This is a genomic window from Ktedonobacterales bacterium, from assembly GCA_036557285.1.
In the GTDB taxonomy this organism is placed as follows: domain Bacteria; phylum Chloroflexota; class Ktedonobacteria; order Ktedonobacterales; family DATBGS01; genus DATBHW01.
Genome location: DATBHW010000030.1, coordinates 1 through 11,426 on the forward strand (window position 1 = coordinate 1; position 11,426 = coordinate 11,426).

Sequence of the window (11,426 nt, forward strand, 5' to 3'; positions counted from 1 at the left end):
ACTGGCTCAGGTGGGTGCTTTCGTAGACGAGGCGGTAGGGACCGATGCGGATCTCGTCGCCGAGTTGGAGCAGGTGGCTGGAGACGAGGTGGGCGTTGACATAGACGTGATTGGTGCTGTGCAGGTCCAGCAGGCGATAGGCGCCGCCTTCGCGGGTGAGGCGAGCGTGGTGCGCCGAGACCTGCGGATGCGCCAGCACGACGCTGTTATCGGGTTGCCGCCCAATCGTGATTTCAGGGGTATCGAGTCGAATAGGCTGCATCTTGGGCAGCGTATCCGGCGCTGCGCCAGAGCCATCGTCATAGGTCAGGGTAATCAGTTCGCCTTGCTGATCGCCAATGCGGAAGACATCGCCGGTGGCGAGTGTTTTGCGGAAGCTTTCATCCCCTGGAATCTTGCGTCCCTGATAGAGCAGACCGTTCGTGGTGCGAGGCTGGTCGGGATGGGGATGGATGAAGACGAATTGCCGTCCCTGGCGGATAATCTGAAAATGGAAGCGGGAGACGGCGCTCTGGTCGATCACAATCTCATTTTTGGGATCGCGTCCAATATTGATGATTTCTTTATTGAAATGGTGAACTTTGCGCTCACCAGAGCTGCCAAAACTGACTTTGAGCGAGGGAATGCCCAGCGAGGGGAGTGACTCTATCAGCGTTGGCAAGAGCCAGGGTTCATTCTGCTCGCTGGAATCTTGCTGTGGCGCAGGCGCAGCAGCTTCGGAGGTGATCGGAAGAGGAGCCGCTGACACGGCAACGGTTGGAGGGAGTTGCGCGGCGGCTTCAGGAGCAGGTATGGTCGCTGTGGAGAGCGAGGGGCCGGGCACATCAGACAGCGTTTCCTCGTCAGCCGCTGATTTCGCTGGCCCGATCTCAAAAATGAAGGCTGAATCTGGCCCAAGGCCAACGATGTCGCCATGATGGAGCATGGCTTGTTCGACGTTTTGCTGATTGACGGTGAGGGTATTGGCATCAGGGAACTTTTCGATGTACCAGGCTCCACCCTGCCAGACCAGGCGCGCCTGCTGCCGGGAAATAGACATGTCGCTCTTGATAGCAATGTTGTTGGTGGAATGCCGCCCAAGTGTGGTCACGCGCCTGGCAATGTGGAACGTTTGGCCCGCGAGGGGGCCGGTCAGAAACCTGATCCAACCCGAAGCTGAAGCGTTATCTGGTGTACTCATACCCAAACCCCATTTCTTGCACTTGCCTTTTCCTCTGGCTTCTTTTCATCCGCCAGGAACGCTGAGGTTATGATTCGTGGCTTATCATAGCCTGTCGCCTTGTTCTGCGCAAGAGGGAGGGCTGCGGGTGGTTCCACCACACAGGGGGTGTTGGCGGGCGAGGCGTGTTACTTGCAGCGCCGCCTTCCCCGGCGGCGCTGCACGTGGACTTCCCGCCCAATAGGCGCGCAAGGGCAGCGTGCGCGCTGGCGAGCGTTGAGCCGCCAGGATGGCGGCGCTACAAGTGGTCGCTGGGGACGGTGGCCTGGAGGGCGAGCGTTCGCCCTGACGCGGCGTTGAGCCGCCAGGATGGCGGCGCTACAAGTGCCCCCGATTTATGCTTCGGCAACCACCGGATTTGTCAGTTTCCCCAGGCTCTCGATTTCAATTGTTACCGTGTCTCCTGGCTTGAGAAAGACTGGCGGGGTGCGGGCGTTGCCAATGCCTGCCGGTGTGCCGGTCATGATGACATCGCCTGGTTCAAGCGTGGCGATCTGGGAGATGTAGCTGACGATGAAGGGAATCTGGAAGATCATCTCTGCCGTGTTCCCATCTTGCATCACCTGCCCGTTTAAGATCGTTTTGATCGCCAGCTTTTGCGCGTCAGGTATCTCGTCGCGTGTGACCAGGGCTGGCCCCAGCGGGCCGAAGGTGTCGAGCATCTTGCCGGTGGTCCATTGCGAGGTGCGGAACTGGAGATCGCGCGCGCTGACATCGTGGGCGTTGGTGTAACCGGCGATGTACGCAAAGGCTTCATGCTCGGCGATATATTTCCCGCGCCTGCCGATGATGATGGCTAGCTCAGCCTCGTAGTCTACCCGGCTGCTGTTGCGGGGGATTACAATCGGCTGGTTGTGGCCGATCAGTGAGCTGGCTGTTTTGTGAAAGAGGACAGGGTAGGTGGGGATTTCCATGTGTGATTCGGCGGCGTGGTCGCGGTAGTTCAAGCCCAGGCCCACGACTTTGCCGGGGCGCAGAACTGGCGGCAGGAACGAGACCTGATCGGCTGCGTGGAGGATGCCTTGCGCGTGGAGCGCCCTGGCATGGCTTTCAAGCTGGCCGCGAACAAAGGCGATGGCTTGCCGGGCTGCCTTGAGTGAGGTTTCGCCGCCGCTCAGCAAGTCTATCATGTCGGTGGGAACGCGCGCGTCAGCTACGGCCAGTTCATCTGCGTTTTCCGCCTGCTGCAAGGCGGCGCGATAGGCGCGGTTCAGGTCAATGATCTGCTCATCCCATTGCGCGCCAGTGCGTGGTGGTCCTTCGCGCTGGTAGGTGACTAATCGCATACGCTTTTCGCTTTCTACTCTCTTTCAGGATTTCTGGCTGCTGTGTGCTTGAATAGCATACCATATCCGCGTGCAGCGCCGCCGGAACGGTCTCTCTGGCCGGGCGTTGTTCGAGGGGGCAGCGGGCGCGGCGTGCGCCACACCCAGCCCCGCCCGCGCCGCCAGGGACGGCGGCGGTACACGCAGCCGCCCGTCCCCAGGCCGCCAGGGACGGCAGCGGTACACGCAGTCGGCTGGCTGTCTGGAAGGCGGCGCTGCAAGCGAGGGCTGACGGTACAGGCAGAACGATTCTGCGCCTGCTACGTGGGGATCGGTATAGGGTCTACGCTGGCAAGATGGGCCTGCTTAGAAACGCTTCTAATTCTGCTGATCGGCGCGGCAGGGGTCCGGGGGTGAACTCGAAGACTTCATAGCTCGCCAGGCCATGCTGCTGAAACGGGTCTTCAGCGAGCAGGGCGAGGAAGGCTTCGCGGCTCTCTTCACGAGCGAGGATGAGGCCGCCGATGGGCGGCGTCCTGCGGCCTGATCCGAGGAAACGACCAGCGTTGAAGTGCTTTATCAACCACTCGATGTGCGCGGGGTAATAGGTGTCTACGTCCTCAAGTGGTTTGAGGTAGGTTGAGATGGCGACGAACATAGGCTTTCTTATTCCTTCTCGTTTTGTCCAGGCGGGCGTCCGGGCGCTTTGCGCGGCTCCTGCCGCTGGGGGTGCAGCCCTCTGCGGAGCGCCACGCAAGCCGCAGAGGACTGGATACGGCTGCCCTGCGCTTAAAACGCGGGGAGCTTAAAGCCGGATGTGGCGACGACGTAATCGCGCGATTCAATCGCCAGTTTGCGGGCGCGGTCCACGTTGCCGGTGAGGCGACCATTGCGCTTCATGGCTTTGCCAGCGACGAATACGGAGTCAACGTTGCTGGTGTCCATGCCCCAGACGACCGCGCCAATGGGGTCATTGACGGGGACGATGTTGACATCATCGCTGCGCAGCATAATCACATCGGCCTCTTTGCCAGGGGTGAGCGAGCCTGTCTTATCCGCCAGGCCGTTGGCGCGCGCGCCCTCGATGGTGGTGAACTCCAGCACATCGCGGGCGGTCAGGACGGGCGAGAGGTTCTCTTTGCCCGCCAGTTTCTGGTCGAAGATGAGGGCGTGCTGCAAGGAGATCACCGAGCGCATCTGAGTGAACATGTCACCAGGTACGTTGGTTTCCACGTCAACACTCAGGCTTGGACGCAGGCCGCGATCAAGGAACCGCTGGGTAGGCGGTATCCCATGCCCCATCATCATTTCAACGGGGGAAGCCAGCGATACGGTGCCGCCGGTGTCCACGATCATTTGTATTTCTTCGTCGCTGAGGGTGGTGCAGTGGATAAAGGTGGTGTCCGGCCCATAGACGCCTGCCCGGCCTGCCTCGGCGACTTTGCCATTTTTCCCAAAGGAGCCGACGCCAACATGGGCGGTGATGCGGGCATCACAGTCGCGGGCAACCTGCCAGTTGGCTTTCACGTCGTCAAGCGTGCTAAACTCCGGCCCAAGCGCCGCGAAGGCCAATGTGAGCAACTGGTCTTTCGAGGAGAAGTGTTGTTTGGCCGCCCGCTTGAACCATTCGGGGTGTTCCGGTTTCATGGCCTCATACCAGGGGGGGCCATAGGCAAAGACCGCCCGCATGCCCGAATCTTGCAGCGCGTTGATCGCCGCGTCGGTATGCTGTGGTGACGCTTGAATATGGGACCAATCGAGAATGGTGGTGATTCCGGCATTCATGGCGCCCAGGGCGCTGATCAGGTTGCCTGCGTAGGCATCTTCGGGGCGGTAGACGGGCGCGAGGACGTTCAAGACGAACGCCAGATAGCTCACCTCGCCCTCAAGCGGGTAATCTACGCCGATGTTGCGCAAGATGCCTTCCCACATATGCCGGTGGGTGTCTATGAAGCCTGGCATGATGAGCATGTTCGAGGCGTCAATGACTTCGGCGTCAGTCACCCCCAGGTCTGGCCCAACCGCAGCGATTTTCGTGCCTTCGATCAGGACATCGGCTCGCCGAAAGTTGCCAAGCTGCTTATCAACGGTGATGACGCAGCCGTTCTTGAGTAGAGTCCGATTGGATGCCATAACGTACCTCCTTTGTCTGCAAGCAGTAAGCTTCCATTCCGATGGGTAGAAATAGGTCGCTTCCCAGGGCTTGAATGTGCCTCCTTCCCTCCGTTACTTGAGCGGGCCTGAGTTATTGGCTTTTCCAGCGACGAGCCTGAGCGCGGTGCGCACTGCCGTTGGCTCATAGGCGGGGTCAACATGAGCAAGGATTGTCAGGGCGGAGCGGGCGAGGTGGCGCGCCAGCAGTTCGACAGCTATGTCGCTGCTGCGTTCGCGGCAGGCGGCAAGTATGGCGGCATGCTCAGCTTCGGCGACTTCGCGCGCGTTGGGAATCGTTTGGAACTTGATGTGACAGTAACGCTCGCTGGCTTCAATGGATCGCTTGATCGTTGCGCGCATGCGCTCCTGGGCGTGAACGACGAGGAGTTCATGAAAGCGCCCATTGGCCTGCTCCCAGGCGTCGGTATCGCGTCGGGCGCTGGCGGCAGACATGGCTTCGATGGATTGGTCGAGGGCGTCAAAATCACATGGAGAGAGGCGCGGGATGGTGAGGGCCAGGGCGAGCGGCTCAAGCATGATGCGGCTGGCGTAGAGCGATTCCAGTTCTTCCAGGTTGATGTCGGCCACGCGCACGCGATGGTTATGTTCGGCCAGGACGAGCCGCTCCTCTTGCAGCAGGCGCAGGGCTTCTCGCAGTGGGGTGCGGCTCACGCCAAGCTCTTGCGCAAGCTGGACTTGAGAGAGGACGGTACCCGGCGGGATCGTCCCGTCAAGAATCTGCCGACGCAGGCGCTCGTGGACATGGGCAATGACAATTCTTCCTGCGGTGGCATCAACGGCCTGGAGCGGCATAGGCGCAATCACCTCACTGAACGAAGACGAGATCATGATTATTCGAGGAAGAGATGGTTCGAGATGTGTATGCACTTTTTGCGCAAACTCGCTTTGCGTTTCGGCGTGGTTGCGTCATGGACACGAGTTGATCTGCGCGTCACGGTGAAGGTCTGGCCGAACGATGGCGCGAATGGTTGGGCTGTTAGATGTATACACTTTTTTACTTTGCTTGTCAAGCATACATACACTGTGGGAGGATGAAGGTGGATACCGCAGGGGCGAGTGGTGAAGCTCTTTACCTATTCTGAGCCAGGTTTTTTAATGCCGAACGCAGGTCATTCAGAAATTGCCCCAACGATGGCTCGTTTCTCCCTGCTTCATAGAGGTTCATTTTCTCTACTATTGCCTCAGCATGCTCATAGTCGTTCAGGATGATGGGAATCTTAGCTTCCTTGAGGAGCCTGTGATATTCAGTCTTGTACCAATCTCGCCCACATTTATTCTTTGGCGTCGGCTTTGGTGTGATGGAAGAACTGAGGGCTTGACGCAGGGCCTTGTGATCACAAAGATACCAGCGTTCGATATGGGGATCAGGCACGGCGCAGACAAAAGGCTTGAGATACTGCGCCCGCTGAATGATGTCGTTCATATCGGCAATTTTCCGCTGGTATCCCTGGCAGTTGCCATCGACTGAAAGGACAAGTACATCGGTAGCAAGAACACGCCGATGCTGTTCTTCGCGCAGGAACGTTTTGAGAGCGACCAGGGAACGGCTGCCCCCAGTGACCACCGAGCCTGGGTTATGCTGGATAGAGATGCCCGCATCTGTAGCCAGACGCTGGATCAGAGCTTTGATAAAAACTTCTTGCGCCTCATCTTCCACAAAGTAGGTAAACACCTTCCCTCTCGTTACCATGCTCACTCCTTACGGGGTTGTGGTCAAAGGAGCCGCTGGCTCAGCCTCATCATCATCTATGCTCAGTCGCTTTTCTACCGTAATGGGGTCTCGCCATAAACCACTTGTTTTAACCGGCTCAAAGACGGTATCCGCTCCAGCGCGCCAGCAGTAGATCAATTCGTCTTCCGAGAAATAGCGCGGCAGCAGGGGTGAATGGGTGTTCACAAGCGCTTGAATCCCTCTTTGCCCGGTAGTGGTTTTTAGCAGGTCAGCAATGAAGCGTAGGTGATGTGGGTCAACGCCATTCTCCGGCTCTTCGATCCCTAGCAGCGTAGCTGGCTCAAGAGGGTTCGTGAGGGCAAGTAGGGCCAACACGCGAAGTGTGCCAGCGGAGATGACACGAGAGCGATATGGTATTTCATCCTCACGCACGATGAGCTGGAGGTAGCCATCAGAGGATCGCTCGATCTTGAAGTCGGTGATCTGAGGGATGAGCAGGCGGAGCGCGCGGCGAATGCCCTCGAACTGCTTTGGCCGCTCGATTTGCATGCTGTTGAAGAAAGCGGTGAGGTCGCCACCAGTTGGGCCAAGCGCTTTTACGTCGCGCAGCGCGGCTGGCTCGCGCATGGCTTTGGGTTCCAGATCATAAAAGCGCCAGTGAGAGATTTCTTGAAAGGCTGCGTTGATGGGATGGAGGGATAGGAAGATTGGCTGCGAAAACAGCGTTCTATCCTGGCTGGCACTGAAGGTACCAGAACCTATCTTGCCGTGTGTATTTATTCTGATTTGGAAATGGGTTCTTTCAGCAATAACGTTTTGTCCCTGCTTCGGCGCGAGGTTGGCGTTTAGCAAGCTGAGGCGCTCTTGGGTGACGCTGAGATCGCCAGACGTGGCATCGATCTGGATTACCACCTTATAACTCAGGAAGCGCACAAATTCATCAAGTGTCTCTGTAGTAGCAGTCCTGGGCTTATGAGTTCTGACTCCATAGGGGATGTCTGATGTGCTCTGCTGGTTTACTAACTCAATGGTATCAGGTGAAAGTTCAATATCAACTTCTATTGAGAACACGGCAGAATTTTGCTTGAGAAGCCCTTCTATCCCCTCGCTGCCAAATGAGAAAGCTTCTAAGGGGCTGCCTCGGTGTTCATCAAAGGCTTCTCTCAGGGTCGGCTGTGTCACCATTCTTCTGAGTAGGGCAAGCGCGTCGAAGAGGTTGCTCTTGCCAGAGGCGTTTGCACCGATGATGATAGATAGTGGGCGATCAAAGCGAACTTCCACGTCTCGCAAAGATTTATAGCCGCGAATGCGAACTCTTCTGAGCATGGGCTAGCCTCTTTTCTAAGCACGCGCTGGCTTCTGCTGATAGACATCCTCTGTCGAGAACATTGTACGCTATTTGGGAGCATGGCGCAGGTGTGCGGGAACCGCAGGGGCGAGCAGGCCACGTGGCCTGCTCGCCCCTCGCGGTGTTTTTACCCCTGGGGTTAGCTGCGGGCAAGCTGGCGGAGGACTTCTTCGACCTGCGGATGCGTGCGGTTGAGGCGCAGGTCTTCGCCGCCGCTGGCGTCCTGCTGGGCCAGCAGGATTTTTTCCTGAATGCAGATGTTGAGGAGTTCGCGGGCGCTTTCGCGGGTCAGGCGGCCCCGGAAGCGGTTCTTGGGGTTGATGGAATCGCCGACGAAGTTGGAGATGCCAATGACGGTGCGCCAGGACCAGTTGCGGTCAATGTAGTCGAGGAATTGGATGAAGCCCGGCTCCAGCGGATCGACGAGCGCGGGCATCGCGCCGGTTCCCTGGAAGTTCATCGGGCCAACGGCGGGCATGGGGCCAGTTGCGCCGCTGATGAGCGACGACGGGAAGCTCTGAGAACTGCCAGGGCTGCCCGGCAGGGCGGGCGCTCCAGGCAGGGTGAGAGCGACAAACTGACTGGCCGCGCTGATGAGGTCGCGGCTGACGGTGCCAGGGACGCCGACGATGATGACGGTCTTATTCAGGCGCAGCTTGAGCCGCGCAGAGATGCGTGTGAAGTCGCGGTCGCCAGTCATCAGTACAAAAGTCCCGATGGTGGGTCGATCAAAGACCGTCTCGATGATGTCCATGAGCATATTGAGGTCTACGGTACTTTGGGAGACGGTGCTTTGGATGACGCCCATCGAGCCGCTGCTGCTGGCGGAGGGGTTGCTGAGCGGTCCGCTGCGCGGGCCTTCTGCGGAGGAGTCATTCTTAAACGATTGGCTGCTGCCCGGCCCGGAAAGCGGGCCAAGCGGGCCGGAAATAGTCGGGCCGCTGGCGCCAACGCTGGGCGAGGGCGCGAGGCCGTTGGCCTGGTTATTCACGCCGAAGGTGTTGTAGCCGTTCGGAGGGGTATTGCCAGATGGATAGTCTATGCCTTCGCTCTCCAGGGTTTCTTCTTCTTCTTCTTCCTGGGGAGTGTCGTTTGTGGAGGTGGAAAGGCCATAGCCTGAACTGGATGGGTCGAGCGAGCGGCTTTCGCCTGTTCCGCCGTTGGGGGTATTGACCCAATAGGGGCGCAGGCGGTCGCGCTGCTTGGCGGGGCAATCCACGCGATCAATCATGGCGGCCATGAGGCTGCCCTTGAATTGGTCGGGCTGGCGGGTCCAGTCCGCATAGGCGCGAGCCACCATGACGGTCCCATAGCGACGGGCGACACTAATTAATTCCTGGGGGTCGGGTTCCCGGCGTTGGATGTTCAGCAGGCTATAGCGGATGTTCTCAAAATCAATGAAAAGAGCAATTTCTTCTGACACAAATAACCTCTCCTCCGGGAGAATCCCAACATAGTAGAAGGGTTGCCTAGACCATAAGTATCTTAGATAAGACCAGGGCGTAAAAAGACAAGAACATTGAATAGAGAGGACGCCCTTCGCCTTTTCCAATCTCTTGACAGCCTGCGCTCATTTTAGATACGCTACAGAGAGCGATCATCTCGCAGGAGATAGACCGCTGCCCGATCAATCGGCTTTGAGAGACGAAAATTGTATAAAGCCAGCATAGCACACTTTGCCCGTAAAGTCGAGAGGTATAGTCGAGACGGTTCTACCAAATCTGAGGTGTTGGCAAGCGAGGCGTGTTACTGGTAGCGCCGCCATCCTGGCGGCCAGCGTTGGCCTGCTGGTCCGCTGGCCTGGAGGGCGAACGCTCGCCAGGGCGCAGCGTTAGCCGCCTGGAAGGCGGCGCTACAAGTGACCCCCGATCATTGGTGGAACCAGTCGAGACAAGGCCGCGAGGCTGGCGATCTTGCTGGCTCCGCTAAGGAAGGGGCCGGGCGATGGCCGAGCAGGAAAAGAGCCAGGGGCGAATCAGAAACCCCCGACAAACGCGCCTGATGAAGTGGGTGAGCGTGGGCGCGGCAGTGGTGGTGGCGGGGCTGATTGGCTGGGGGCTGCTGATTTCTCGCCCAGCGTCTGGCACAACGGGCGCTGGGGGTGAGCCGCTGCCCGATTTTTATGGGCGCGCCGGGCAGGCCGCGCCAGATTTTACGCTGAAAGATTTGCGGAATGCGCCGGTATCGCTGAGCGATTTTCGCGGGGAGCGGGTGCTGGTGAATTTCTGGTACGTGGCCTGTCCGGGGTGCCAGACAGAAATGCTCGATTTAGAGCGGTTCGCTGCTCAGGAGCGGGGCGAGCATCTGGTGATCCTGGGGATCAATATTGTGGACGATGCCAATACGGCGTCGCTGTTTCTGCAACAGTATGGCATTACCTATCCTGTCGTGCTGGATACGCATCAGCGGGTGCTTGATCTCTATCAGGCGACTTCCACGCCGTCTTCCTTCTTGATTGATTCGCAGGGGATTATTCGCGGCAGTGTGTCGGGGCCGCTGAATCTGGAGCAGATGCAGGCGTATTTTGCCGCCATCCACTGATGGGCACGCAGGAAAAAGTGGACGCCCGCTAACATAGGCATCCACCTCTCTGAATGGGCGTCCTGCTATCATAGACGCCCTCTTCTCCATTGGTATGCTGCCGCGCTAACGGCAGCGGGATATGTCCACCTGCCAGACCACATACTGCACCTGTAGGGTGACGCGCATGGGCGCCTCCTTTCGGATTGCCCAATCGTCCGAGAAACGCTGGAACAGCACTTCTCACTGCGGGAAGGGCTGCAATGTTTATGCCAGCAGCAGCGAGTTGCCTGGCCGCCTGGAAAGCGGCGCTACAGCCCCCTCAGCCCCTCCTGCCGCCTGGAAGGCGGCGCTGCAAGTGGCCGCGAGCTTGCAGCGGGGGGTGGTGTTAGGGGTTGGGAGTGGCAGGGAGGCCTGGCACGATGACGCTGCCAGAGGGCGGAGCCAGGGATGAGCGCGCGCCAACCTGGGCCATCGCGTTGAAGTTGTGCGCGGCGATGCGGCCAAGAAAGGCGGGCAGCCCTACGAGGATGAAAAGCCAGACGTAGCCGCCCGCGAAGCCGGAAAGCAGGAGGAGGTCAAGGCAGGCCCAGGCCAGAATATCTCCGGCTGCGGCGAGCAGCGAAAAAACGACTCCGTGAAAGGGGAGCTTGCGCAGCCGCAAGCCGCTCATCAAGCCGGGCAGGCGCGCGGCAATGGCTCCGCCGAAGATCACGAGGAGATAGAAGATGGTGATCTGGTTGACGGCGGTTTTCGGGTTCCAGGCGAGTCCGGCCACCAGGGCAGGCACGCCGGCAATGGCAGTAGCAAAGGCGACCCAGAGCAGCGCGATGCCGGTGCGCCCGCTCCTGATGCTGCCAGTGACGCGGGTGGTGAAGTAGGCGCCAAGGACCAGAATGGCAAGCGGCAAGACAATGATGTGAATGAGCGCGACGACGAGAAGAAGCAGACGATACGTACCTTCGTCGAGCATGGGATACCTCCGAGAACCGCGCCTGGCGGCCTGTCTATTCAGCTTGCTTTGCCCCTATGAGTATATGCCTGGGTTTGCTGGCGCGTCAAGTAATGCTGTATCCGCCTGAATATCACTTGTAGCGCCGCCCCCCTTCGGGAAGGGCCGCTTGCCTCGGCTGGGCCTGCGGCCTGGACCGCTTGCGGGAACTGGGCCTGCGGCCTGGGCTGCTTGCCTCGGCTGGGCCTCGTCGAGCGAGAGGTCCTCGCTCCCGT

The 11,426-nt window shown here is 59.1% G+C and carries 11 protein-coding genes; 2 read left to right on the forward strand and 9 right to left on the reverse strand.

Features of this window, described 5'->3' with window-relative positions; translation table 11 throughout:
* Together VH599_08960 and VH599_08965 are read right to left on the reverse strand one after the other, a co-directional pair.
* Positions 1-1,180 (reverse strand): FHA domain-containing protein (locus VH599_08960; protein HEY7348427.1); only part of this gene is annotated, 1,180 nt, incomplete at its 3' end.
* Between the two features lie 374 nt (positions 1,181-1,554).
* On the reverse strand, positions 1,555-2,505 hold the full coding sequence (locus VH599_08965) for a fumarylacetoacetate hydrolase family protein (GenBank protein ID HEY7348428.1): 951 nt from the start codon (positions 2,503-2,505) through the stop codon (positions 1,555-1,557).
* Positions 2,506-2,575: 70 nt separating this feature from the next.
* Between VH599_08965 and VH599_08970 the strand changes: the two genes are divergently transcribed.
* On the forward strand, positions 2,576-2,776 hold the full coding sequence (locus VH599_08970; GenBank protein HEY7348429.1) for a hypothetical protein: 201 nt from the start codon (positions 2,576-2,578) through the stop codon (positions 2,774-2,776).
* Between the two features lie 51 nt (positions 2,777-2,827).
* Here the strand turns inward: VH599_08970 and VH599_08975 are convergent, their stop codons facing one another.
* The 6 genes from VH599_08975 to VH599_09000 all read right to left on the reverse strand — a co-directional run bounded on the left by VH599_08975 (position 2,828) and on the right by VH599_09000 (position 9,102).
* Positions 2,828-3,142, reverse strand: coding sequence for a YciI family protein (locus VH599_08975; protein ID HEY7348430.1), 315 nt, complete (start codon positions 3,140-3,142; stop codon positions 2,828-2,830).
* 131 nt (positions 3,143-3,273) lie between these two features.
* Positions 3,274-4,617, reverse strand: a complete 1,344-nt coding sequence (locus tag VH599_08980; GenBank protein ID HEY7348431.1) for an amidohydrolase family protein — start codon at positions 4,615-4,617, stop codon at positions 3,274-3,276.
* A 93-nt stretch (positions 4,618-4,710) separates the two neighbouring features.
* Positions 4,711-5,451: a GntR family transcriptional regulator gene (locus tag VH599_08985; GenBank protein ID HEY7348432.1), complete on the reverse strand. Its 741-nt coding sequence runs from the start codon at positions 5,449-5,451 to the stop codon at positions 4,711-4,713.
* 277 nt (positions 5,452-5,728) lie between these two features.
* Complete coding sequence (locus tag VH599_08990) at positions 5,729-6,349, reverse strand: DUF4276 family protein (GenBank protein HEY7348433.1); 621 nt, start codon at positions 6,347-6,349, stop codon at positions 5,729-5,731.
* A 9-nt stretch (positions 6,350-6,358) separates the two neighbouring features.
* Positions 6,359-7,657, reverse strand: coding sequence for an AAA family ATPase (locus VH599_08995; GenBank protein HEY7348434.1), 1,299 nt, complete (start codon positions 7,655-7,657; stop codon positions 6,359-6,361).
* Between the two features lie 161 nt (positions 7,658-7,818).
* Complete coding sequence (locus tag VH599_09000; protein HEY7348435.1) at positions 7,819-9,102, reverse strand: NYN domain-containing protein; 1,284 nt, start codon at positions 9,100-9,102, stop codon at positions 7,819-7,821.
* A 521-nt stretch (positions 9,103-9,623) separates the two neighbouring features.
* Between VH599_09000 and VH599_09005 the strand changes: the two genes are divergently transcribed.
* Complete coding sequence (locus VH599_09005) at positions 9,624-10,220, forward strand: TlpA disulfide reductase family protein (GenBank protein HEY7348436.1); 597 nt, start codon at positions 9,624-9,626, stop codon at positions 10,218-10,220.
* Positions 10,221-10,587: 367 nt separating this feature from the next.
* On the opposite strand, the gene VH599_09010 is transcribed toward VH599_09005, so the two are convergent.
* Positions 10,588-11,172, reverse strand: a complete 585-nt coding sequence (locus VH599_09010) for a hypothetical protein (protein HEY7348437.1) — start codon at positions 11,170-11,172, stop codon at positions 10,588-10,590.
* Positions 11,173-11,426 lie beyond the last annotated feature (254 nt).

Excerpts from the sequence above, each read along its gene's own strand:
- VH599_08965 (HEY7348428.1), bottom strand. The coding sequence starts at position 2,505 with ATGCGATTAGTCACCTACCAGCGCGAAGGACCACCACGCACTGGCGCG.
- VH599_08975 (HEY7348430.1), bottom strand. The coding sequence starts at position 3,142 with ATGTTCGTCGCCATCTCAACCTACCTCAAACCACTTGAGGACGTAGAC.
- VH599_08980 (HEY7348431.1), bottom strand. The coding sequence starts at position 4,617 with ATGGCATCCAATCGGACTCTACTCAAGAACGGCTGCGTCATCACCGTT.
- VH599_08985 (HEY7348432.1), bottom strand. The coding sequence starts at position 5,451 with ATGCCGCTCCAGGCCGTTGATGCCACCGCAGGAAGAATTGTCATTGCC.
- VH599_08990 (HEY7348433.1), bottom strand. The coding sequence starts at position 6,349 with ATGGTAACGAGAGGGAAGGTGTTTACCTACTTTGTGGAAGATGAGGCG.
- VH599_08995 (HEY7348434.1), bottom strand. The coding sequence starts at position 7,657 with ATGCTCAGAAGAGTTCGCATTCGCGGCTATAAATCTTTGCGAGACGTG.
- VH599_09005 (HEY7348436.1), top strand. The coding sequence starts at position 9,624 with ATGGCCGAGCAGGAAAAGAGCCAGGGGCGAATCAGAAACCCCCGACAA.
- VH599_09010 (HEY7348437.1), bottom strand. The coding sequence starts at position 11,172 with ATGCTCGACGAAGGTACGTATCGTCTGCTTCTTCTCGTCGTCGCGCTC.